We start from the raw sequence: 25,382 nt of genomic DNA on the forward strand, positions 1-25,382 counted from the left end.
TGATAAAGATACTCAAATTAAGCCTTTGCGGATTCGGCCAGACTCCATGCCTTGGCTTGCAGCGCCTTGGCACGATCGTCGTATTTCGAGTCAACCAACTTCATCTCATCGTCGGTCACATCTTTAAATTCACTTGTAATCAGTTCACGCGCACGGTCCGCAGACAAGGCCAGGATTGCGCCAAATTCGTCGTATGCCAGTGCTGCAAATGCTTCAACAGTCTTGATACCAGCCAGACCCAGCTTGCCGGCGGTGACACGGTCCATGCCTTCCAGACCCACCAACGCCTCGTCCATGCCTTCCAGACCCTCTTCCGAAGCGATTGCTTCGGTAACCAGCGCATCACGCGCACGGGTACGGAGTTCATTGACGGTATCTTCGTCAAACGATTCGATTTCCAGCATTTCGGAAATTGGCACGTAAGCGATTTCTTCCAGACTGGCGAAACCTTCTTCCACCAGAATGTCGGCCACTTCCTGGTCAACATCGAGCTTTTCCATGAACAGGATGCGCACGGCAGCCGTTTCCTGGGCAGCTTTGTCAGCCGATTCTTCGGCCGTCATGATGTTGATCTTCCAACCGGTCAGGTCAGCAGCCAGGCGCACGTTCTGGCCGGAACGGCCGATCGCGATTGCCAGGTTTTCTTCATCGACTACCACGTCCATGGCGTGCTTTTCTTCATCGACCATGATCGACGAGACGTTCGCCGGCGCCAGGGCGCCAATCACGAACTGCGCTGGATCTTCCGACCACAGCACGATGTCGACGCGCTCGCCACCCAACTCACCGGTCACAGCCTGCACGCGCGAGCCGCGCATGCCGACGCAAGTACCGATAGGGTCGATGCGCTTGTCCGCCGTGTAGACGGCGATCTTGGCGCGTACGCCAGCATCGCGGGCAGCCGATTTGATTTCCAGCATGCCTTGTTCGATTTCCGGTACTTCCAGTTCGAACAGCTTCATGATGAAGTCTGGAGCGGTGCGCGACAGGATCACTTGCGGGCCGCGCATATTGCGGTCGATGCGCAGGATGAAAGCACGCACGCGGTCGCCGATACGCAGATTCTCTTTCGGGATCATCTGGTCGCGTGGCAGACGCGCTTCAATTTTGCCGGACTCGACGATTGCATCGCCGCGTTCCATGCGCTTGATGGTGCCGGTGACCAGCGAATCGCCGCGTTCCAGGAAGTCGACCAGGATCTGTTCGCGCTCGGCGTCACGCACGCGCTGCAAGACTACCTGTTTGGTGTCTTGCGCGAAGCGGCGGCCGAATTCGACGGACTCGATCGGTTCTTCGATGTGGTCATCGACTTCGATATCTGGAATCTGTTCTTTTGCCTCGAAGTGCAGGATCTCCTGATCCGGCAATTGCAGGCCCGCTTCATCAGGCACCACGTGCCAGCGGCGGAACGATTCAAACTCGCCCGAATCACGGTCGATCGAAACGCGGATGTCTACTTCACCCTCATAACGTTTCTTCGTGGCTTGCGCCAACGCGAATTCAAGCGCGCCGAAAACGACATCTTTATCGACGTTTTTTTCGCGCGCCAGCGCGTCAACCAATAATAAAACTTCGCGGCTCATGCTTTGCGTCCCTTAAAATCCACCTTTGGCACCAAGCGTGCCTTATCCACGTCGGCGAGCGTAAACTCCAACATCGCCGGACCATCCTTACCTTCAAATTCCAACGACAAATTATCGCCGACGGGTTCTTGCAACGTCCCCTCGAACGACTTCCGGTTGTTCGTACCCGGCATCGCCACGCGCAGCTTGACGATGATTTCATGGCCTGCGAAACGGACGAAGTCTTCCAGCTTGCGCACCGGCCGGTCCAGGCCCGGGGAAGAAATCTCGAGACGTTCGTAAGGAACGTTCTCTACCGTCAACACATGCGATAACTGGTGACTGACCGTGGCACAGTCTTCGACCGTGATCGGACCTTTTTCAGCGGCATCGGCGGCGCTGAAATCAATAAAGACGCGCAGCAGGCCGCGCTCGGCACGTTCAACATCAACGAGCTCGTAGCCCAGACCAGTGACTGTCTTTTCAATTAATTCCAACTGCTGCAAGAAATTCTCCAGAAATAAGGCCTGTTTCCGCATTGCAGCATCCTTTTAGGCGCTGGCAACATGCAAAAAAACACGCTCTAGTCATTTATGGCCCCTCGCGGAGCCATTACAAACGGTTCAACAAAAAAAAAATGGGCATCTGCCCATCTTCTTGTATTTCCCCAACCAGATGAAAGCACTCCCCACCAAACTACCCTGCGGAGAACTTTTATTAGGCTGCAGATTATAACCTCTTATTAACTGCGCCGCAATGCCGCACGACAGGAGCGGCCCCGCTTACAACAGTCTCAGCAACAAGAGTTGCGCATCCGGCACAAAAAACCGGACGCGCTACAAGCGTATCCCGATCAGCCTTTGCGGCGGCGCGGCATGCCATCCATGCCGCCACGCGGCTGGCCACCGGAACGCACCTGGCCGGCGCCACCGCCATTGTTGCGGCGCGGCGCCGGCGTGGCAAAGCCAAACGCCGTTTGCAGCGGATCAGGCTGGCGCGGACCACGCTGTGGCGCGCGGCCTTCACCACCTGGACGACCCTGGCCGGCTGGGCGCGCCGAACGGCCCTGGCCCTGGCCTTGCCCCTGGGCATCGAACGACGCCGACGAACGGGGACCGCCCTGGAATGGACCTTGTGGCTGGCCACGGCCCGGACCACGGCTTTCGCCAGGACGGCCGGTGCCACCTGGACGACCCTGGCCTTGCGGACGAGCAAACTGGCCTTGCGGCTGGCCACGGCGCGGCGCAACCGGGAACGGATCGGCGTTGCGGTTGCTCACATCGATACGGTTGCCATTCGGCTCGTCATCGCGGGCAGGCTTGCGCGCCTCGCGGCCCTTGGCGGCGGCTGCCGCGCGCGGATCGCCGGAGGCCGGCACTTTCTTTTCAATGCCGTAGGCGGCCAGCAAGTCGCGCACGGTATTTTCATCCATTTCTTCCCAACGGCCACGTTTCAGTCCGCTCGGCAAGGTCATCGCGCCATAACGGGTACGAATCAGGCGCGAAACGGTCAGGCCGATCGCTTCGAACATACGGCGCACTTCGCGGTTACGGCCTTCGCCAATCACCACGCGGTACCACTTGTTGATGCCTTCGCCGCCGCCATCGGCGATCTTCGAAAACTGCGCCAGGCCGTCTTCCAGCTCGACACCGGCCAGCAGTTTCTGGCGCATGCCCTCTTCCAGCTCACCCAGGGTACGCACTGCGTACTCGCGGTCGATGCCGTAGCGTGGGTGCATCAGACGGTTGGCCAAGTCACCGGAAGTCGTAAACAGCAGCAAACCTTCAGTATTGAAGTCCAGACGACCCACAGCCACCCATTTGCCCGCCTTCATGGTCGGCAAGCGGTCGAACACGGAAGGACGGCCATCCGGGTCGTTATGGCTGACGATCTCGCCAGTTGGCTTGTGGTACACCAGCACGCGTGGCGGCTTTTTGCTGACACGGCGCTGTATCAATTTACCATTGATACGCACATGGTCGGTCGGCAAGATACGCTGGCCAATATGGGCTGGCTCGCCATTGACGGACACGCGGCCAGAAATGATCAGGTCTTCCATGTCGCGGCGCGAACCGAGACCGGCTTCGGCCAGCACCTTGTGCAGCTTCGGCGCATCGTCGTCGGACGTCAGGTCACGGCGTACTGCCGATTTTTGTACACGGCCCGTGCCGCCTTCTTCGCTGTCGAACGCGTCGGAAGTGACAAACGAGAATACCGCATCGGCTTCATTGAGCTTGCCTGGCGCGCCCTGGCGGCCCTTGCCTTTTTTACGGCTCTTGCCGGCATTCTTGCCGGTGCCGGGCATATCGTTGCGCTGGCCACGGACTGGCTTGCCTTCGACGCCATCGGCAGGTGCGGCGGCGACTTCAGGCACGGTGGACGCTTCAGCAAGCTCGGCCACTTCGCGCGGCGGCTGGCGCAAGGCGCGTTCGGCTTGCACGCCACGCATCTGACGCGGACCGCGCGGCTGGCGCGCTGCAGGAGCTTCGTCGGCGACGGCTTCAACAGACTCAACAGCTGCCTTGATGGCGGCGCGGGCGCGCGGCGGACGCGGCGCGGCGGGTGCTACTGGTGCGGCAACGGCGTCGGCAGCGGCTTCAGCGGCGGCGGCCACGCCCTTGGCGGCTGGCTTGGCGCGGGTTTTCCGGGCCACTGGCGCAGCATCGGTGTCTACGGCTGCCACAGCAGCGACGGGCGCATCGGCGGCCACATCGGCTTTGCTGCGGCGTTTTGGTTTGGCGGCAACATCTGCAGCCGGGCTGGCAGTGCTGGCGGTTGCGGCTGCGGCTTCTATCTGAGCCTTGGTGCGGCGCTTGGGCTTGGCGACGACGTCGTCGCTGGCGGTATTTGTCTCGGGAGTGTTCGGATTATTCATTATTCGTTTCTTGGCTGTGCTGACCTGGCGCAGCGTCAACCGTTAGTTCTGGCGCAGGGTCGTGAGTGTAGGCTTCATCCAGGGGTGAAGCATCGGGGCCGGCATCAGGGCTTGCTGTCACGTCAGTTACAGCGGCATTGCTACCTGCACCAAGCTGTTGTGCAACGTCATCCGTTGCGTCATTCTTTGCTTTATCAAAATTTTCTTGCAGGGCCGCTTCCAGGGCTTCCATTCCGTTCCCCTGCATCTCGCTGATTTGCTGCAACGGCGGCAGCTGGGACAGCGAACTCAAACCCAGATCATCGAGAAATTGTTTGGTGGTCGCCAGCAAGGCTGGCCGCCCCACCACGTCGCGGTAGCCGATCGCATCGACCCAGCCACGGTCTTCCAGCATCTTGATCGTTTGCGAATTGACGGCCACGCCGCGAATTTCCTCAATATCGCCGCGCGTCACGGGCTGGCGATACGCAATGATGGCCAGCGTTTCCAGGGTCGCCCGCGAATATTTGGGCGGACGCTCCGGCGTCAAACGATCGAGATACATCTTCATTTCCGGCCGGCTTTGAAAGCGCCAGCCTGACGCCAGGCTGACCACTTCAATGCCGCGGCCCTCCCAATCCTGCCGCAGCTCTTCCAGCAATTGCTTGATCGTATCGGCGCCAACGCCGACACCGCGCACGCGGCCATTCTCGTCCGCATCGACGAACAGCTTTTTCAGGCTGTGGATCGTCAACGATTCACGAGCGCACAGCAACGCGGTTTCGAGGACTTTTTTAGCCTCAATTGTATTCATAGCAGTTCTGTGCGGATGTGTGTTGCAATTCGTATGCAGAGAAAGAAATCAAAACGTTCATTTCAACGTAACAATTCAACGTAACATGAGACAGGGCAGACATCGGTAATGACGCCATGCTGGGTTACAAGTTGAGGCTGTTTTTCCGACGCCTTGGCCGATGCGCGCAAAGCGGGAGTGATGCGGATGCGGTGAACGTCCCGCCATCCATGGCGCCGGTCTTAATTAACCTTAACTAATTTAACTAAGTAACCAGCTCTGAAACGAGATCCGGAGCAATCGCTACACCAGCGGCGCAATCAGTAGCGTAATAATAAGCCGGGCAAGTAAGCGACAGTCGTCGTTTCATCCAACGATGCCAATTGTACCTGATAAAAAGCGGAAAAGCGCAAAACCGGGCAAAACACGCGTTTTACCCGGTCACGATGCGAAAAACAGACAAGATAAGCGACTATTTTTCCTGGCCAGCCTTCGCGCCGCCGCCATTTAAAAACATCGACAATAGAAAATCGGCTCCCTGGCGCGCGCCCATCGCCTCATCGGCGATCAGATCAGAGGTAGTTTCCGCCAAGCCCTGCAAGGCGCCGACCAGCCACTGCGCCGGCATGTCCTGGCGAAACACGCCCTGCGCCTGACCACGCTCAAAAAAAGCGTGCAGGCGCTGCTCGATCTTCTCGACTGACGCATCCATGCCCGGCACCAGCTCCACCAGATGCAGCCAGCTATAGCCGAGTCCATAACCGAGGCCCCAGACTTGGCCGATGGCCCGGTAATGCTGCGTCAGCGACTGGAACGCCACGGCAACTGGCTCATCCTCCAGCCTGGCGGCATCGAGCACCGACAAGGCCTCGCCCAGCACCCGTTCGACCAGTGCCGCGATCAATAGTTCCCGCGTCGCAAAGTAACGCGCCAAGGTGGTGCGGCTAAGGCCGGCTGCTTTGGCAATCTGCTGTATCGATGCGCTGCGGTCACGCGACAAGACCATCGCGGCTGCGTCCAGAATATTTTCAGGTGTTCCTGACATGGCACTCCATATGAAACATTTATGTTCATTGTGGCACATTTATGTACCATTAGGTATTTTGATGTAAATAAGGAGTGTAGCATGACGTCCCCACACCGCCGCAGCCTGCTGCGCCATACGTTCGCCGCCATCGCCGCCGCGCTCGCGCCTTCCATCGCCACCGGCCGGACTGGCCGCCGCATGCCGTCCGTCATCGTGATCGGCGCGGGTATCGCCGGCATCGCTGCGGCGCAACGTTTGCAGCGTGCTGGCTGCTGCGTCACCATCATCGAAGCGCGCCAGCGGCTGGGCGGTCGCATCTGGACCGATCACAGCTGGCCCGACGCACCGGTTGACCTGGGCGCTTCGTGGATACATGGCGTCCACAACAACCCGGTCGCGGCGCTGGCCAGGCAATTTGGCATCCAGACCACTGTCTACGATGCGGGCACGCTCAGCAACAACCTCAGCGAGAGCCGTCTGTATGACGCAGCAGGCGCAGCCGTGACGGCCGCGCAGCGCCAGCAATTCGCGGCCGACCAGGATCAACTCGGCGAGCGCATGGCCAGCATCGCTGACAAAACCGATGCCCCACTCTCCATGCGCAATGCCTTGCACCAGGCTTTGCAAGACAGCGGCTTGCCAGCCGAGCGAAAAAGCGCCGCATTTGAACTGTTCAGCCGCAATGTGGAAGACGACTATGGTGCCAGCATCGACGAGATCGCGGCATGGGCGCTGCAAGAGGGATCGGGTTTTGGCGGGCGCGAAGTGGTGCTTCCCGGCGGATACGGCCAGTTGGCCGAACGCCTGGCCCAAGGACTCGCCATCCTCACAGGCCATGTCGTCGAGCACATCGACTATCGCGGCAAGCAGGTCCAGGTACACACCAGCCAGGGCGTGATCAGCGCGGACAAGGCTATCGTGACCTTGCCGCTCGGCGTGCTCAAGGAAGGCAAGGTCGGCTTCTCGCCAGCGCTGCCAGTAGAGAAAGCCGGCGCCATCGCCCGCCTCGGCATGGGCGTCTACGACAAACTGTATCTGCGCTTTCCCAAGGTCTTCTGGGATGCCAGCGACGTCATCACACAACTCAATACCAAACAAGGTATCTGGTCGAACTGGTATGCGCTGGAGCGCGTGACGGGCCAGCCGATATTGTGCGCCTTAAATGGCGGTAACGCGGCGCGTGTATTGGAAGGCATGACGGATGAAGCAATCGTGGCCGGCGCCATGCAGCAATTGCGCTGCATTTACGACAGCGCTGCCGTGGCACCGGACAGCTGGCGCATCACGCGCTGGGCGGCCGATCCCTATGCGCGGGGAAGTTATTCCTTCCCCGGCGCTGGTGCGCTGCACGATGACCGCAAGAAACTGGCGGCACCGCTGCAGCAGCGGCTGTATTTCGCGGGAGAAGCCACCCACAACGATTACAGCGGCACCGTCCACGGCGCTCTGCTGTCGGGCTGGCGCGAAGCGCAGCGGATCTGCGGCTAAGCTTACTGCGTGCCCAGCTTTTCCGACAGGATAGCCGACACGCCCAGGAAAGCGGGATATTGCGCCGTGATCACGAAGGTCGGGATTTGCGAGACATAGTTGGTAAAGCGTCCCTTGCTTTCGAAACGGGCACGGAAACCGGAACGGTCGAAGCGCTCGCCCAGGCGGGGTACGATGCCGCCACCGATATAAATACCGCCCAGCGCACCCAGGGTCACGGCAACGTTGGCCGCCATGGCGCCGAGTACGCAGCAAAACGCTTCGATTGCCTCGTCGCACAGCACTGATGCACCAGACAGGGCGCGGTGCGTGATTTCCGCAGCGCTCAAATTTTCTAACGGCAGGCCGGCACGGTCGGCCAGCGCGCGGTAAATCAATTCCAGGCCATCGCCAGACAATAAACGCTCAGCCGAGACATGTTCGAATTCACGCCAGGCATATTGCAGGATCGCCACTTCCACTTCATTGGAGGGCGCAAAATTGACATGGCCGCCTTCGCTTTGCAAGGCCACCCAGCTGCCGTGCGCAGGGATCAGGCCCGATACGCCCAGGCCCGTGCCAGCGCCGATCAAGCCGATCGCCGTGTTCTGGCGCGCCGTACCGCCGCCGACCTGATGCTTCTCTTCATTCGACAACAGCGGCAAGGCGCGCGCCAGGGCCGTAAAATCATTGACCACGTCCAGGGTCACGAAGCCGCACTCTTCGCGCATGGCACTGATCGAGAAGGACCAGTGGTGATTTGTCATGCTGAGGAAATCGCCATCGACCGGGTTGGCGATGTCGATCGCGGCGTGGCGCACCGATTGTCCGCCGGCAGCGGCCACGTGCGGCAACGCCAGATAGGCTTGCAGGGCGGCGGTCAGGCTAGGGTAATCGGCGCAAGGCAACACTTCTACCAGGCTGATATTGCCAGGAGACAGCTCCAGGGCGAAACGGGCATTCGTGCCACCCACGTCGGCCAGCAGGCGTGGACCATCGGCAAAAGCGGAAAATTGCAGTGCAGGAGAAGACGATGCGCTCATGATTTTAATGTTGAAATGGGACCCATGGGACGCCAAGCTTAAAGGATGAACGAGCTTCGATGCAAGCAAAGTTTGTAGTTTAAGTACATCAAAACTGGCATTTGTTGGTAGTTCCACTCCAAATGCAACATTCCTGAAATAAGTTATCTAATAATTATGCTTTGTTGTGAGTGCACACTATCCGCAAACTCCAGATTAGTATGCTGCACAGCAGCAGAAATCACCATCATCGGACAGAGCAAATTGTCTTCGCGAGCGCGCTAACGCACACGCCCTGCGCACGTATCAGCAGCGTTCAGCCTAGCCGTTGCAGCCTGATTTTCGTATTATTACTACCGGATTTTTATACGCTGCAAGATGAGCATCAAGACGGCAAACCTTCGCTGAGCAGGCTGGAGGAGACCGGTAAATCGGAGCGGTAGGCGGCGTTCCAGGCATCGAGGCCGCCATGCAAAGGCCGGGCACGGTGGAAACCATGTTCGTGCAGCAGCTTGGCCACCTGGGCAGCCGTCACGTCATTGGGGCAACTGCAGTACACGATGATGTGCCTATCCTTGTCCATCGTAATCATGGCAGGCACGGGTTCTTTGCCATTGAAAAACATTGCGCCGGGCACCGCAGGTTCCAGCGCTTGCGCGGTGGCGCTGCGCGCATCGACCATCAGCGGTTCTTCGCCCTGCTCTATCAATTCCAGCAATTCATCGATGCCGATGCGCTCGATTTGCAAGGCCTGGCGGAAACGCCTGCGCTCCAGATATTTATACAGCAGGAACAGGCCCAGCAAGGTCGCCAGCACCAGCAAGGCCGTGCTGCCCATGGTGCTGAGCAAATCCAGCACTTGTTGCACACTGGCATGGAAAATCACACCCACCAGGATGCCGGTGCTGCTCCACAGCAAGCCACCCAGGCCCGCATAAAAGAAGAAACGCTTGGGCGAGGTCCCCATCGCGCCCGACATGGGGGCGGCAATGGTATTAAAACCGGGAATGAACTTGGACACGACCAGCGCCTTGGGGCCCCAGCGCTTGAACTTGTCTTCCGTCTGGCTGACGCAATAATCAGGCGACAGCGAGATACGGCATAGCAAACGCAGGATGCGCTTGCCAAAATAACGGCCCGCGCGGAACCAGGTGAAATCGCTGATCAGGCAGGCGGCCAGCGCTGCGGCCAGCACGGTAGCGAAATGCATATCGCCATCCACCGCCAGCGCCCCCGCCACGATCAGGAGGGGAAAAGCGGGGATCGGCAAGCCGAGCTGCTCCACCAGTACGATACCGAAAACGATCAGCACGCCGTAATGTTCGAGGAGGTGGAGAAGGGTCTGCATGCCCCTATTTTATCGCATCTGACCAGCGCCCGCCTGCAGCCATTATGCATACGACATGGCTTGTGCCAGCGCGCAACACGTAGCGCCAAATCACGCTATATTGATGGGTTCAAACGCCCCCTCACCATCCCGGAGTTTTCATGAGCACCACCCATTTCAGCGCACCAGCCGCCGTTACGCTGCTGCTATTGGCCGCTACCAGCAGCGCCACAGCATCGACTTACGGCCCCGAGCTGCAAGGTTTTACGTATCCCCATCCCATCGAGTCGTTCAACTTCAGCTCGCAAGGACAGACCCTGAAAATGGCGTACATGGATGTGGCGCCCAAGGGCAAGCCCAACGGCCAGACGGCGGTGTTGCTGCATGGTAAAAACTTCTGTGCTGCCACCTGGGACCAGACGATCACGGCACTTTCCGACGCCGGCTACCGCGTGGTGGCGCCCGACCAGATCGGCTTTTGCGCCTCCAGCAAACCGGAACATTATCAATATACCTTCCAGCAACTGGCCGGCAATACCGCAGCCTTGCTGCAACATATAGGCATCACGCGCAGCGTCATCATCGGCCATTCGACAGGCGGCATGCTGGCCACGCGCTATGCGCTGATGTATCCGCAAGCCGTGTCGCGCCTGGTGCTGGTCAATCCGATCGGGCTGGAAGACTGGAAAGCGCTGGGCGTGCCCTACCGCACGGTGGACCAGTGGTATGAGCGCGAGCTGAAACTGAATGCCGACTCGGTGCGTTCGTATGAGAAATCGACGTATTACGTGAACCGCTGGAAACCGGAATACGAGCGCTGGGTGGACATGCTGGCCGGCCTGAACCAGGGTCCGGGCCACAAGCTGGTGGCGTGGAATTCGGCATTGATCTACGACATGATTTTTACACAACCCGTGATCTATGAATTCCCGCAGCTCAAAGTGCCCGTCACCCTGATGATAGGCGACGCCGACACGACGGCCATCGGCAGCGATATCGCGCCACCAGAAGTGAAAGCCAAGCTGGGCCATTACGCCGTGCTGGGCAAGCAAGTGATCAAGCTGATCCCGCAAGGCCAGCTGGTCGAATTCCCCGGCCTGGGCCATGCGCCGCAGATGGAAGAACCAGCCGCTTTCCACAAAGAACTGTTGAAAGCGCTGGTGCAGTAAGTTATTTAGCCGGTGAAGCAGGAGGAGTGGCCATATCGAGATATTGCCACTCCTCCTGCATGATCGGATGCTTCTTGTAGCCCAGTACGCTTTTTTGCGCCAGCATATTGCGGTAGCGTCCATACGCGATCATGGAACCGGCGTTCACTTCCAGCCGGCGCGCCATTTCATGGTAAAGCAGATCGCGCTCGGGGCCGGCCGGCAATTTCTCGCTGGCCGCATACCATTGGTCGTATTGCGCATCCTGGTAACAGCCCGAATTGTTTTGATGCGTGTTCGGGCCGTAAAACAATTGCATGAAATTGCTGCCGTCAGGGTAGTCGGCCTGCCAGGGCGAGGCAAACGCCTGCAGCTTGCAATTCTTTTGCTCCTTGATCAAGTCGCCAAAGGTCAGCATCTGGCTTTCCATGCGAATATTGATCGACTTATAGGTCTTGCGCCACAGCTCAGCCTGCAGCTCGCCGGCGCTGCCCGCGCGCGAGGCAAAATGAATCACCATCGGCTTGCCATCTGGCAAGGTACGCCAGCCATCCTTGCCTACCTTGTAGCCGAACTGGTCGAGCAACTTGTTGGCCAGTGCCGGATCGTATTGCAGCAAGCTCCGGTAATGCGGATCGTGGCCCACCACGCCCGGCGGTATCGGATATTCCAGACGCTGGGCTTCGCCGTTCAAGGTGATGCGGATTTCTTCATTGACATCATGCGCCATCGCAATCGCGCGGCGCAAGGCGATCTTGTCCTTTGAAAAACCACCGACTACCGGATCTTGCATATTCCAGTAATACGCGGTGATTTCCGGATCGAGCAAGCGCGACAACTGCATGCCCTTGGCGGCCAGTTCGGGGCGCAACTTGCCATTCAGCAGCGCTTTCGGCGCCAGTGCCCCACCCAGGCGGAACAGGTCGGCGGCGCCGCTCTGGAAGGACAGCCAGCGCGACTGGTCTTCCGTTTGCACGCTGATTTCAATACGGCCGATTTGCGGCATCTTCTTGCCCTTCATCTGCGACACGATGCGCTGGTCATCGGGATCGTCGCCGGGCGCCACATCCCAGGTTTGCGGCAAGTGATCGGTATTTTCATTGAGCACGATGCGGCTGCCGCGCACCCATTCCCCCAATTTATAAAAACCCGTGCCGACCGGGTTCGATGCCACTTCCCCCTTGCTGTCGCCATATTTCGCCACCACTTCGTGCGCCACAGCCGCCGAGGCCGGCTGCGCCAGCAACATCGGCAAATTGAAATCGGTCTGTTTCAAATGGATGCGCAGGGTGTAGGGATCGAGCAATTCGAAACCGGCGATATTCTTGTTGTAATTAAATGATCCGCCTTTGCTGGCGGCCGCCGCCAGTTCATCGAGGCCAACCACCTTGCCATCGAACAGCCAGCTGTTCGGCGATGACAAACGCGGATCGAGCAAGCGCTTCCATGAATACACGAAGTCCGCCATCGTCAATTCGCGGCGCTTGCCGTTGAAAGCGGGATCAGGCGTAAACACGATGCCTTTTTTCAGGCGGATGGTATAGGTCTTGCCATCGGCGGATATCTCCGGCATGGCGGCGGCCGCCTGCGGTATCACCTTCACGGGGCGGGCCAGGTAATCATAGGTGTAGAGCGTGTCGAAGATGGCTTCTTCGATCATCAAGCCCCCCTCGTCAACTGTGGTGGCGGGATCGAGGCCGCTTTCGGCTGCTTCCATGATATAGCGCAAGACCTTGACCGGCTCCTGGGCATGGGCGGCAGGCAAGAGGGTCGGCAAGATGCAACAGACGGCCAGCGCCAGTTTGCGCATGCGTGGTGATTTCATGGGGAACTCTCAGTATGGGGCGGAGGACAGTAGCGGGGGCGCAGCATCAGCCTGCCCCCTTGATGTGTTTACAGTTGCACGCCGCGCGGAATCGCGCTCAGCAGGGTTTGCGTATAAGGATGGACCGGGTTGCGGTACAACTCGTCCGAATCGGCCATTTCCACCACCTGCCCCTTGTGCATCACCATCACCTGGTCGGCAATGTATTTCACCACCGACAAATCGTGCGAAATGAAAATATAGGACAGGCCGAATTCATCCTGCAAATCCTGCAACAGGTTCAGCACCTGCGCCTGCACCGACACGTCCAGCGCCGACACGGATTCATCGCAGACCAGGATTTCCGGCTGCATCGTCAGGCAGCGGGCAATCGCGATACGCTGCCGCTGGCCGCCGGAAAACTCGTGCGGATAACGGTGGAAAGCCTGTTCCGGCAAACCCACCTTATCGAGCAGCCAGTAAGCCTTGGCGATGCGTTCCTTGTCATTCGCACCGATGTTGTGGATGCGCATGGGTTCCAGCAAAATCTGGCCCACCGTAAAACGCGGATTCAGCGAAGCATAGGGATTCTGGAAGATGATCTGGATGCGGCGTTTATACGGCAGGTATTCCTTGTTCGGCATGGAAATCAAATCCTTGCCGTGGAACATGGCCGTGCCCCCAGTGGCCTGGTGCAGCCGCAGCAGGGTCAAACCGACCGTGGTCTTGCCCGAGCCCGATTCGCCCACCACGCCAAGTGTCTTGCCGCGTGGCAAAGTAAACGACACATCCTTGACGGCCTGGAATTCGCGCTTGCCGAACCAGCCATCACGCAGATAAAAACTTTTACTGAGGTTTTTCACCACCAGCACCGGTTCGTCGCCTGGCGTGTAGCCGCGCGTGCGCTGGGCGATTTCCACGCCGGGGCCCGCCTTGCCTTCCATATAGTCGGCAATCACGGGCAAGCGCCATGGCCGCTCGTCCAGTGATGGGCGGCAATGCAGCAAGGCCTGGGTATAAGTATCCTTGGCAGCCTCGAACACTTGCCGCACTTCCCCCGTCTCGCGCACTTCACCGTGGCGCATGACGATCACATGGTCGGCAATCTCGCCCACCAGGCCCAGGTCATGGGTAATGAACAGCACCGACATCTGGTGTTTCTTTTGCAGCGCGGCGATCAAATCCATGATCTGCTTCTGGATCGTCACGTCCAGCGCCGTGGTCGGCTCATCGGCAATCAACAATTTGGGTTCGCAGGCAATCGCCATGGCGATCATCACGCGCTGCTGCTGGCCGCCCGACATCTGGCTAGGGTAAGCGTCGATCTTGGTGGCCGGATCGGGAATGCCGACTTCTTCCAGCAGTTCCAAAGTACGCGCACGGGCCTGCTTGCGGTTCATGCCCATGTGCTGGCGCAAGACTTCGGCGATCTGGAAACCCACCGTGAACACCGGATTCAATGACGACATCGGCTCCTGGAAGATCATCGAGATATCCTTGCCGCACATGGTGCGGCGTTCGGCAATCGACAATTCCAGCAGGTTGCGCCCGCCGAAATGGATACTCGATTGCGGATCGATGATGGTGTTGTCTGGCGGCAGCAGGCCCATCACGGCCAGCGAGCTGACGGACTTGCCGCTGCCCGATTCGCCCACCAGGGCCACGGTGCTGTTGCGCGGCACATCAAACGAAATGCCCTTGACGGCTTCAAAGGTATTTTTCTTATCCAAGCGGAAGATCACACGCAGGTCGCGCACTTCCAACAGGTTATTCTGGTCCATGAGCAACTCCTATTTCACTTTGGGGTCGAGCGCATCGCGCAAGGCGTCGGTAAACAGCGAGAACGCCGTCACCAGCACGGCCATCGCCGCAGCGGCTGCCGTCAATTGCCACCACTTGCCCAGGATCAGCTCATTTTGTGCTTCGTTGAGCATGCTGCCCCACGACACGGTGCCCACCGGCACGCCAAAGCCGAGGAAACTCAAGATCACTTCAGCCTTGATGAAGCCCACTACCAGGATCGACATTTGCACCAGCGCCACATGGCTGATGTTGGGGAAAATGTGCGAAAACATCTTGCGCCAGTGCGAAGCGCCGATGGCGTCGGCCGCCATCACGTATTCGCGCGCCTTGTGCTTGATATATTCGGCGCGGATCAAGCGGTAAGGTCCGGTCCAGCCCGTCAAGCCCAGGATCAGCACGATGGTCAGCACGCCTTTTTGCTGCAGCACGGCGGCCACCGTCAAGATCATCAAAATCGACGGGATCGAGGTGAAGATGCTGTAGAACCAGTTGAAGAAATCATCGACGATACCGCCGAAGTAACCGGACACGGCGCCAAACACGGTGCCCAGCACGACGGCCAGCAAGGCTGCCACCAGGCCCACCACGATCGACGTTTCGCCGCCCTTGATGGTTTTATCGATCACGTCATGGCCCCATTTATCGGCGCCGAACGGCAAGGTCGATGCCTTGTGGGTAATGACCTTCTTGGTCTTGCCCATGCTGGCGCGCAAGGCCGTCAAGTCGTCGGCCAAAGGATCGGTCACACCGTACATCTCGACACCAGCGGCCGGATTGCTGCCCATCTGGGTCCGCAGTTCGGCGATGTCGTCGGCCAGCGGATCGAGCACGTTGACCGGGGTCGGCGTGCTGTGTTCATCGGAGGCGTGCACCACGCCATCGACGCCATCGATGCCGCCGTCCGTATCGGCGCCGATAAAAGTAGGCGGCGCATAGCTGAGCGCCACTTCATCTTCCCAGTTCGCGCCCACCAGGCCGCTGGCCGAAGCGATCATCAATAAGAAGAAGGCGCCGACGACTGCCAGCGAAACCATTGCCACCTTGTCGCCGCGCAAACGGCGCCACGCCAGTGCCCACAAGCCGGGCGAAGTATGTGTATTCGACATCATTTCTTTCTTACTTCAGTTGTACGCGTGGATCGACCGCCTGATACAGCAGGTCGGTGAGCAGATTGAAGAGCATGGTGGCGGCCGCGACATACACGGTGATCGCCTTGATCACCGGAAAATCGCTGCGCTCGACGGCCAAAATCACTTCGCGCCCGATGCCGGGAATGCCAAAGAAACGCTCCAGCAGGAAGGCGCCGATCAGCAGCGCCGGCAAGTTCGACATCACGTAGGTAATGATCGGGATGGCGGCATTGCGCAGCACGTGGACCCACATGATGCGGCCTTCGGAGAGGCCTTTGGCGCGCGCCGTGCGCACATAATCCTGGTTCGCTTCATCCAGCACGAAGGTGCGGAACAAACGCAGGGTCGGTGCGATCGAGACGGCCAGGCCGATCAGGATCGGCAAGGTGGAATAGCGCAGCAGGTTTTCCCAGAAACTGTCGCCCCAGCCTTGCACGGGGAACAGGCCCAGCTTGTAGGCAAAGCCGTACTGGAACACGATGATGTAGACCAGGATCGAAATCGACATGCCCACCGTGCAGGCGATCATGACGGCGCGGTCGGTCAAGGAGCCGCGCACGAAGGCAATCGCCAGCGCCAGCGCCACGCCGAAAAACGTTTCCAGCACGGTCAGCGGGATCAAGACCATCATCGATGGTCCCAGGCGTGAAGTGATGATGTGCGACACCGTCTCGCCCGTGGCCCAGCTCTGGCCAAAGTCAAAGGTGACGATCTGCTTGATGAAGATCCATAGCTGGATGTAATACGGTTGATCCACCCCCAGCTGGCGGCGGATATTGGCGATGCTTTCCGCATTCGACATCTTGCCGGCCAGGATGTAGGCCGGGTCGCCCCCCACCCAGTTAAACAGTATAAACACCAGCAAGACCACGCCCAGCATGGTAGGCAGCATCTGCCACAGGCGGCGCAGGATATAAGCAAACATTGTATTTCCTTGTTGTGATCAGCCGCGCTTATTTGACCGCAGCCTTGGCAGGGGCAGCAGCTGGGGCGGTGGCAGGAGCATTCGCGTTATCGATGTCCATATACGCCCATTCCTGGAACAGGATAGGGTGCTTTTTGTAGCCCAGCACATTCTTTTGCGCCAGCATATTGCGGTAGCGTGCGTAACCGATCAGGGCGCCCGCATTGACTTCCAGGCGGCGGGCCATCTTGTGATACAGCTCGTCGCGCTCGGGGCTGGCCGGCATCGACTGGCTGGTTTCGTACCACTTGTCGTAGACCGGGTCCTGGTAGCAGCCATTATTGTTCTGGTGCGCATTCGGGCCATAGAACAGTTGCATGAAGTTATCGCCGTCCGGGTAATCGGCCAGCCATGGCGCCGTGCGCGTCTGCATCTTGCACTGCTTTTCCGTTTTCAAAATATCGGAAAAGATCATGCGATCATTTTCCATGCGGATACCGATCGAGTTATACGTCTTGCGCCACATTTCAGCCTGCAGCACGCCATTGGCTTCATTGCGCGAAGCGTAACGTATCACCAGCGGTTTGCCGTCTGGCAAGGTACGCCAGCCATCGGGGCCCTTCTTGTAGCCGAACTTGTCGAGCAGCTTGTTGGCCAGCACGGGATCGTATTGCAGCAAGCTTTTATAGTGCGGATCGTAGCCGACCACGCCAGGCGGGATCGGATAATCGAGGCGCTTGGCCTGGCCATTCCAGATGATGCGGATTTCTTCGTCGATATTGTGCGCCATGGCAATCGCGCGACGCAGGGCAATCTTTTCCTTGCTGAAGCCACCGAGCACGGGGTCTTCCATATTCCAGTAGTAATAACTGATTTCCGGATCCAGCAAGCGCGACAGTTGCACACCCTTCTCTGCCAGTTCAGGACGCAGCTTGCCGTTCAGCAGCGCTTTCGGCGCCAGCGGGCCATCGAGCCAGAACACATCGGTGCCGCCGCTCTGGAAGGACAGCCAGCGCGACTGGTCTTCCGTCATGACGGTAATTTCAATGCGGTCGATGGCGGGTATCGATTTACCCTGCATCTGGCGCACGATGCGCTGGTCGTCGGGATCGTCGCTGGGCAGGAAGTTCCATTTCTCGGGCAAATGCAGCGGATTCTTGTTGAGCACGATGCGGTTGCCGCGCACCCATTCACCCAAGGTGTAATAACCGGTGCCAACCGGGTTGGAAGCGACTTCGCCCTTTACGTCGCCATATTTTTCCACCACCTCGTGCGCCACGGCGGCGGTCGGCACATAGGCCAGGATCATGGGGAAATTGAAATCGGTCTTGGTGAGGGTGATGCGCAGGGTGTAGGGGTCGAGAATTTCCAGGCCGGCCACTTTCTTGCTGTAATCGAGCTTGTTCGTTTTAACGGCGTCCTTGGCCAGATCATCGAGGCCGACGACCTTGCCTTCAAACAACCAGGTGTGTGGCGAAGACAGGCGGGGATCGAACAAACGCTTCCACGAATACACATAATCGGCCATCGTCAGTTCACGGCGCTTGCCGCCAAACGCGGGGTCGGGCGTAAACAAAATGCCTTTTTTCAGATGAATGGTATAGATCTTGCCATCGCTGGACACTTCCGGCATGGCCGCTGCTGCAGCCGGCACCACTTTTACGGGACGGGCCAGGTAATCATAGGTGTACAGCGTGTCGAAAACAGCCTGGGTAATATGGTTGGAATACAGATCGCGCGCGGTGGCTGGGTCAAAACCCGTTTCGGCAGCGGGCAAAATATAACGCAAGGTTTTTACCTGCGTCGCTGCCGACTGGGCATCTGCGGCACTGGCGGCCAGCGGCAACGCTCCCAGACAGGCCAGCAGCGCCAGGCGCCGCATCCATGCTAACTTCATGTCATACCCTTCATCTTGATTGTCTGCTGCACCGTATTGGTGCACTTTACTGGCATCCCCCTGGGATACAGGAAGACACCGCTAAAACCAGTTCATCCTCGCAAGATCTATGCCTTGTTTCCAACCCGACAAGCTGGTGTTCTGACTGCCTGAAAAACGCGTAACGATAACGCATATTTTGCCCGCCGGGCGAAAAGAGCAGCCTCTTCAGGACAATGGCGTCGACACGATCCCCATCACGATATCAATTTGCTGCGTCGCAATAGTGCGGCATTTTTTTCCCTCTGCCACGTATTGGTAAAAACCCTTACACGCAAGAATGGAGATCTTTTTAGCAAAAAGGAATAAAGCGAATATCGCATTGCAGCATAAAAATATTTTCATTTATGACAATGAACAAGTGTTACAAAATTGAGTGTTGTTTTCATCATGAATTGACATAGTTGCTCGTTGACAGCACTTCTCGCCTAGTGGTCTTATGAAAAAGCGGCAACTAAAAAGACGCCGTTTTTTTTCCATAGTGATTGCCGACGCAGCAATCGTCTTTCATACAAATAGTGATGCCAGCGACAGGGCAATCACGCTCACTTCGGGGTTTTTGAGAATGATGATGGAAACAGTAATATCGCGCTCCGTGCGCCTGATTTTTTCGGGCAGTATTGCAGCGTTCAGTCTGGGTCTGATAGCAGCACCGGCAATGGCGCAAGACGCCAATGTGCAACGTGTGGAAATTACCGGCTCGAGCATCAAACGCGCTACGGCGGAAACCGCATCGCCGGTTCAGGTGATCAGCCGCGACGACTTGATGAAGTCAGGCAAGGCCACCGTAGCCGAGTACCTGCAAACACTGACGGCCGATGGCGCCGGCTCCCTGCCGACCGGTTTCGGTAACGGCTTTGCTGCTGGATCAACCGCCATTTCGCTGCGTGGCTTGGGCGCCACCTCGACCCTGGTACTGCTGAACGGCCGCCGCATGGCGCCCTTCGCCCGTGCCGACGATGGTCAAAAAAGCTTTACCGACCTGTCCACGGTACCGATGCAAATCGTCGAACGTATCGAGATCCTGAAAGATGGCGCCTCGTCCACCTATGGCGCAGACGCCATCGCAGGCGTGGTCAACATCATTCTGCGCAAAGACTTCGAAGGCCTTACCCTGAAAGCCGATACCGGCATTTCCGGTGATAGCGACGCTAAACAGCATCGCGCCTCGCTGACCTTTGGCAAGGGCAATCTGGAAGAAGACAAATTTAACTTTGTGATCAATGCCGAATACACCAAGTCGGACATGCTGATGAACAAGGACCGTGCCGACCGTAAGTGGATAGGCAAAGGCGACTTGCGTCCGTATGGCTATCCAATCGGCACGCAGTTCGCCGGCGGCTACATCAATGGCAACAACGATGCGAATGCCGCGCCGACTGGCCTGATCCGCGATCCGAACACGCTCAACTATGTGTCACTGCCAGGCTGCTCCACCCTGTCAGTTTCCTCGCCGCAAGATCCGAAAGGCGGCTGCGTCTGGCATCACGATCAGTTTCGTTCGATGCAACCGAGCATCGAATCAGTCAACCTCTACACGCGCGGCACCTGGCAAGTCAATTCCGATACCCAGGTCTACGCAGAAGCCGGCTACTCGAAACGCAATACCGCATTTACGCTGATTCCGCCATCGATCACGCCGACCATCGCCTTCCCGCCCAACGCATCCAATCCGAACGGCGTGATCAACTATGGCTCGGGCGCCGGCACCACCATCGTGCTGGCAGCGAACCACCCACAAAACCCGTACGGCGTACCGGTGCGCGTGCGCTACCAGGCATTCGATGTCGGCCCAAGCACACGCCAAGCCAACAACGAGTTCAACCGTATCGTGCTGGGCATCAAGGGATCGGCCATGGGCTGGGACTACGATGCAGGCTACACGCATTCGGAATCGAAGCTGCACCTCGATTACAGCAATATGCTGAACATGAAGGTCGTCAAGGATGCCTTGGGCAATCCGAACAGCAAATACTTCCCTTACTACATCGGCGCGCAGGCAGGCAAGAATCCCGCCTCGCTGTACGCGGCCATGGTCACGCATGCCACTTCCGATTCTACTACCAAGCTCGATATCGTCGACTTCAAGGCCTCGCGTGAACTGATGCAATTGCCGGGTGGCGCTATGGGCTTGGCCGTAGGCGCGGAACATCGCCGCGACAAGCTGGATAATCCGTCCCTGTCGGGCACGCAAGATGGCTCGATCAACTCCAGTTATGTGGCAGCCAAAGGCGACAGCAAGGTATCAGCTGTGTTCGTGGAAGTACTGGCTCCGGTGATCAAGACGGTAGAACTATCGGGCGCCTTGCGTTACGATAAATACGACCGTTTCTCGTCGACCACGCCAAAGCTGGGCGCCAAGTGGACACCGCTGAAAACCTTCGCCCTGCGCGGCACTTACTCGGAAGGCTTCCGTGCACCGGGCCCGGCAGAAAGCAATGCCGATTCGCAATCGACCGGCACCTCGACCGTGCGCGATCCTATCCGCTGCCCGAACGGCACGCCGCTGACTGGTGCCACACTGACCGACTGCGCCATCCAGGTCGCCGCCGTGAAGATCGGCGATCCCAACTTGCAACCAGAAAAATCGAAAGGCTATACGCTGGGCCTGGTATGGGATCCATTCAACGATACCAGCCTGTCGCTCGATGGCTGGAAGATCAAGCGTAGCAACGAAATCAACCCGCTGCCGTATAACGAAGCGGCTGCCCTGCCGACCGCTATCCGTGCCGACAACAATTTGACGATTAATGGCGTGGTTGTGCCGAACACGGGCACCTTGCTGATCACCAAGGCGCCATACCGCAATTCCAGCTTCACGGAAGTCAAGGGGATCGACCTGGACGTCAAGCAACGCGTGCGCCTGGGCGACTACGGCCGCGCCACGTTCGGCCTGACCTGGAGCCATGTCGCTTCGTGGGTACGTGCCGAGTCCGCCACGACGAAATACCAGTTCGCCGGCACGCATGGCAACTGCGACACGTCCAACTGCGCCGGTACGCCGAAAGACAAGATTAATGTCACTGGCTCGTGGGACATTGGCAACTGGAATCTCAGCGGTGTACTCAATTATCGCTCCGACATGAAAAACATCCTGTACGAAGGTGCAGGATGCGCTTCCAAACTGGCGAACGGCGCAGATGCACCTAATGGCTGCAAAATCGCTTCCTTCACCACGCTGGACCTGTCGACCCGCTGGAATGTCAACAAGCAGCTGCAACTGTACGCGTCGATCAATAACGTAACCGACAAGATTGCGCCACTCGACCCATTGACCTACGGTGGCATGAGCTACAACCCGATGGACGCCAGCGGCGCCATCGGCCGTTACTTCAAAGTGGGCGCCAGCTACAAGTTCTTCTAACTTGTTTCAAACGTTGCAAGACCAAGGCGGTGAGAAATCACCGCCTTTTTTTATGGCGTAGACATCATGTGCAGAAAAATAAAAATAAGATAAGCTTATTTGACAAATATTTATCCTAAATCATGCTAAATGTCGCCATTTGTTATTTAACTACACAATCTCCATACAGTTATTGACAAGACAATTTTTAATTTATTACATTTGAGAAATTGAAAATATATAAATGGTTTAAAACCACTTTTCAATCTTCTCGGACATGCCTATCTGCATGGCCGTTCTTGCCCCGTTAGCCAACCGCTTAATCAGGAGTCTTGAACATGCTTAGAGAAATATGCTTGTCCCGTTCCATCCGTTTGATCTGTGCCAGCGGGCTTGCCGCCGGTTTGTTCAGCCAGCCGGCACTGGCACAAGACAGCGGCGACAGTTCTGGTCTGCAACGGGTAGAAGTTACCGGTTCATCGATCAAGCGCCTGGTCTCGGAAACGGCTACCCCGCTGTCCATCATCAAGGCCGAGGAATTCGCCAAGCAGGGATTGACCACTGCCCAGGAAGTACTCAGCAAGATCCCTTCGAACTCGTCGAGCATGGGTAGCGGCAACGCCGTCGGCGGCAATACCAGTGGCTTGCCCACGGGCGGCCAGGCCAGTGCCGACTTGCGCGGACTGGGCGGCGACAAGACGCTGGTCCTGCTAAACGGCCGGCGCATCGCCAACCACCCGTATGACGGCGCCAGCGTCGACCTGAACATCATCCCGATTGCCGCACTGGACCGTATCGAAGTATTGCGCGACGGCGCCTCGGCCATCTACGGCACCGACGCGATTGGCGGCGTCATCAACTTCATCACCAAGCGCTCGGTCAATGCCACCAACGTGACGGCTGAAGTCGTGGCGCCGCAGCACAAGGGCGGCGGCGAACACCGCGTGAATCTGTCAACCGGCTTCGGCAAGCTCGACGGCGATGGCTACAATATTTTTGGCGTGGTCGATTACCACAAGCAAAACGTGCTGACCTCGCAAGACCGCGATTTCTCCAAGACCGGCATCATCCCCGCGCGCGGCTTGTCCGTGACCAGCGGCACCACCTTCCCTGGCAATTATTTTGATGCTGCAGCCAACAAGGGCGATGGCCTGGCAGGCAATCCCTATGCAGCGACGGGCTGCAATCCGCCCTTGTCGGTGGCGGCTGCCAACGGCACTTGCCGCCAGGATTACACGCGCCAGATCGATGATTTGCCGGCACAGGAGCAAGTGGCTTTCTTCGGCAAGGGCGCCTTCAAGCTCGGCGATGGCCATCTGGCTACCTTGGAATACTTGCACTCTGAAAACAAGGTCAAGGCGCGCACGGCGCCACCGCCGCAAACCGGCCTGGTCCTGCCGATCAGCAGCAAATACTATCCGGGCAATGGTGGCGGTGTGCCGGCCCAGACTGGCCTGTCGGGCCAGCCGCTGAGCGTCAACTGGCGCCCTGTCGAAGCGGGCCAGCGGCAGATCGATTCGGATGGCAAGGCCGATCGCCTGGTACTGGCGCTGGAAGGCGAAGTGGCGGGCTGGGATTACAAGACGGGCTTGAGCCACGCCGTCAGCAAGTCATCGGAAAAATTCACGGGTGGCTATGTACAGGACGCCTCGTTTGCGGCCGGCGTATTGAATGGCATCCTGAATCCTTTCGGAGTACAAGACGCGGCCGGCAAGGCGTATCTGGACAGCACGGCGCTGCGCGGCGAAGTACAGAACGCCAAGGTCACCACCACCGGTTTCGATATCAAGGGGAGCCGCGAGCTGACGCAACTGGCAGGCGGACCACTGGCCATCGCGCTGGGCGCCGAACTGCGGCGTGAAAAAGCCGACTTCAATGTGAACCGCGATATCGCTGGCCAGGCAGCCAGTTCGGGCTTGTCCGGCTCGCTGTCGAAGAGCGGTTCGCGCGATATCGAAGCTTTCTTTGGCGAGCTCAACCTGCCTTTGATCAAGGATCTGGAAGTGCAGCTGGCGGCCCGCTACGACCACTACAGCGATGTCGGCAGCACCACCAATCCGAAGCTGGGCATACGCTACCAGGCCAGCCCCCAGCTGGTGCTGCGCGGTTCGGCCAGCACCGGTTTCCGTGCCCCTACCCTGTTTGAAAAGAACGCGCCACCGTCCAAGAACGACACCAACGATTCGTACAGCGATCCCGTACTGTGCCCTGGCGGCGTGCCGCAACCCGGTTCCAATCCGCTGCGCGACTGTGAAATTCAGCAATACAAGCTGCAAGGAGGCAATGAAAACCTGAAACCGGAAAAGTCCACCACCTTTGCCTTCGGCATCGTACTCGAGCCGACCAGGGATGTCACTGTCGCCATCGATTACTGGAACATCCACTTGAAGGACAAGATCGCCGCGCTGCCCGAGCAATCGATCTTCGGCGATTACCAGCGCTACAAGGCCTTGTTCCTGCGTAATCCCGATGGTTCGCCATATGCGATTCTCGACTTGAACGAGAACCTGGGCGAGGTCAAGACCGATGGCATCGACATCAGCCTCAACTCCCGCCTGGGACGCAGCAGCTATGGCGATTTCAGCCTGTCGGTCGACGGCACCTGGACCCACAAATACGACTACCAGAACGAGCGCGGCGGCGAATTCATCCACAATGTGGGCCGCTATGCAGACAACAATCCCGTGTTTCGCTGGAAGCACACGGCGTCGCTCAACTGGCGCCTGGGCAACTGGGGTGCAACCCTGTCGCAATCGTTCAAGTCGGGCTACACGGACCAGAACAACGTGGCCGCCCAATACAAGCAGGATGTGCCGACCTACAGCTTGTTCAACTTGTCGGGCAGCTACACCTGGAACGGTTTCCAGCTGATCGCCGGCGTAAAAAACCTGTTTGACAAGCAACCGCCGTTCTCGAACCAGGGCACGCTGTTCCAGAAGGGCTATGACCCACGCTACACGGACCCGATCGGACGCGCCTATTACCTGCGTGGAGGCTACACATTTTAAGGGGAACTTTACTGTAAGAAAATAACGGCACCGGCAAGCAGGTGCCGGTCGCATACGGCGCGCATCAGCGATGATGTGCGCCGTTTTATTTTACGCATCTGAACACGGATGACAAGGGTTCACGATATTTTATTTATGAAGTTTTATAAAAAAACACCGACTTTGTTGCATTCCATCCAAAAAATACAACTGAAATTGACAATGTTAATTGTGAGTGTTTTGATGATGGCCGCTGATCATTTTCCGAATTTTCA

16 protein-coding genes are annotated in these 25,382 nt (G+C 58.1%); 4 read left to right on the plus strand and 12 right to left on the minus strand.

All coding sequences use genetic code 11. The annotated features are described in order from the left end of the window. Nucleotides 1–17: 17 nt before the first annotated feature. The 5 genes from nusA to HDE75_RS18240 all read right to left on the minus strand — a co-directional run bounded on the left by nusA (nt 18) and on the right by HDE75_RS18240 (nt 6,254). On the minus strand, nt 18–1,583 hold the full coding sequence (gene nusA, locus HDE75_RS18220) for a transcription termination factor NusA (protein WP_183680853.1): 1,566 nt from the start codon (nt 1,581–1,583) through the stop codon (nt 18–20). Next, complete coding sequence (gene rimP / locus HDE75_RS18225; protein WP_183681130.1) at nt 1,580–2,068, minus strand: ribosome maturation factor RimP; 489 nt, start codon at nt 2,066–2,068, stop codon at nt 1,580–1,582. The genes nusA and rimP overlap by 4 nt, the downstream gene beginning before the upstream one ends. A 347-nt stretch (nt 2,069–2,415) precedes the next feature. Next, nucleotides 2,416–4,437, minus strand: a complete 2,022-nt coding sequence (rluB, locus tag HDE75_RS18230) for a 23S rRNA pseudouridine(2605) synthase RluB (protein WP_183680855.1) — start codon at nt 4,435–4,437, stop codon at nt 2,416–2,418. Further along, complete coding sequence (gene scpB / locus HDE75_RS18235) at nt 4,430–5,230, minus strand: SMC-Scp complex subunit ScpB (RefSeq protein WP_183680857.1); 801 nt, start codon at nt 5,228–5,230, stop codon at nt 4,430–4,432. The genes rluB and scpB overlap by 8 nt, the downstream gene beginning before the upstream one ends. Before the next feature lie 451 nt (nt 5,231–5,681). Then, a complete protein-coding gene (locus HDE75_RS18240) occupies nt 5,682–6,254 on the minus strand; it encodes a TetR/AcrR family transcriptional regulator (protein ID WP_183680859.1) in 573 nt (190 codons plus the stop codon). 81 nt (nt 6,255–6,335) lie between these two features. On the opposite strand from HDE75_RS18240, the gene HDE75_RS18245 reads away from it, so the two are divergent. Then, the gene (locus tag HDE75_RS18245; RefSeq protein WP_183680861.1) at nt 6,336–7,724 is read left to right on the plus strand and encodes a flavin monoamine oxidase family protein; all 1,389 of its coding nucleotides are present in this window, start codon (nt 6,336–6,338) and stop codon (nt 7,722–7,724) included. 2 nt (nt 7,725–7,726) lie between these two features. Here the strand turns inward: HDE75_RS18245 and HDE75_RS18250 are convergent, their stop codons facing one another. Together HDE75_RS18250 and HDE75_RS18255 are read right to left on the minus strand one after the other, a co-directional pair. Continuing rightward, nucleotides 7,727–8,746, minus strand: coding sequence for a glucokinase (locus HDE75_RS18250; RefSeq protein ID WP_183680862.1), 1,020 nt, complete (start codon nt 8,744–8,746; stop codon nt 7,727–7,729). Nucleotides 8,747–9,110: 364 nt separating this feature from the next. Then, the gene (locus HDE75_RS18255) at nt 9,111–10,073 is read right to left on the minus strand and encodes a VTT domain-containing protein (RefSeq protein ID WP_183680864.1); all 963 of its coding nucleotides are present in this window, start codon (nt 10,071–10,073) and stop codon (nt 9,111–9,113) included. Between the two features lie 140 nt (nt 10,074–10,213). Between HDE75_RS18255 and HDE75_RS18260 the strand changes: the two genes are divergently transcribed. Then, nucleotides 10,214–11,221, plus strand: a complete 1,008-nt coding sequence (locus HDE75_RS18260; RefSeq protein ID WP_183680866.1) for an alpha/beta fold hydrolase — start codon at nt 10,214–10,216, stop codon at nt 11,219–11,221. A 1-nt stretch (nt 11,222) separates the two neighbouring features. On the opposite strand, the gene HDE75_RS18265 is transcribed toward HDE75_RS18260, so the two are convergent. From HDE75_RS18265 to HDE75_RS18285, 5 genes are all read right to left on the minus strand, one after another. Next, entirely contained in the window at nt 11,223–13,025 is a 1,803-nt protein-coding gene (locus tag HDE75_RS18265) for an ABC transporter substrate-binding protein (protein WP_183680868.1), read from the minus strand. A 68-nt stretch (nt 13,026–13,093) separates the two neighbouring features. Beyond that, complete coding sequence (locus HDE75_RS18270; protein ID WP_183680870.1) at nt 13,094–14,785, minus strand: ABC transporter ATP-binding protein; 1,692 nt, start codon at nt 14,783–14,785, stop codon at nt 13,094–13,096. Nucleotides 14,786–14,794: 9 nt separating this feature from the next. After that, on the minus strand, nt 14,795–15,916 hold the full coding sequence (locus HDE75_RS18275; protein WP_183680872.1) for an ABC transporter permease: 1,122 nt from the start codon (nt 15,914–15,916) through the stop codon (nt 14,795–14,797). A 7-nt stretch (nt 15,917–15,923) separates the two neighbouring features. Continuing rightward, nucleotides 15,924–16,862, minus strand: a complete 939-nt coding sequence (locus HDE75_RS18280; protein ID WP_183680874.1) for an ABC transporter permease — start codon at nt 16,860–16,862, stop codon at nt 15,924–15,926. Nucleotides 16,863–16,890: 28 nt separating this feature from the next. Continuing rightward, nucleotides 16,891–18,738: an ABC transporter substrate-binding protein gene (locus HDE75_RS18285; RefSeq protein ID WP_260174279.1), complete on the minus strand. Its 1,848-nt coding sequence runs from the start codon at nt 18,736–18,738 to the stop codon at nt 16,891–16,893. A gap of 610 nt (nt 18,739–19,348) precedes the next feature. Between HDE75_RS18285 and HDE75_RS18290 the strand changes: the two genes are divergently transcribed. Together HDE75_RS18290 and HDE75_RS18295 are read left to right on the plus strand one after the other, a co-directional pair. After that, nucleotides 19,349–22,141 (plus strand): TonB-dependent receptor, encoded by a 2,793-nt coding sequence (locus HDE75_RS18290; protein ID WP_183680876.1) that lies wholly within the window; start codon nt 19,349–19,351, stop codon nt 22,139–22,141. 317 nt (nt 22,142–22,458) lie between these two features. After that, nucleotides 22,459–25,128, plus strand: coding sequence for a TonB-dependent receptor (locus tag HDE75_RS18295; RefSeq protein WP_183680877.1), 2,670 nt, complete (start codon nt 22,459–22,461; stop codon nt 25,126–25,128). Nucleotides 25,129–25,382 lie beyond the last annotated feature (254 nt).

The organism is Janthinobacterium silvisoli, from assembly GCF_014200725.1.
In the GTDB taxonomy this organism is placed as follows: domain Bacteria; phylum Pseudomonadota; class Gammaproteobacteria; order Burkholderiales; family Burkholderiaceae_D; genus Janthinobacterium.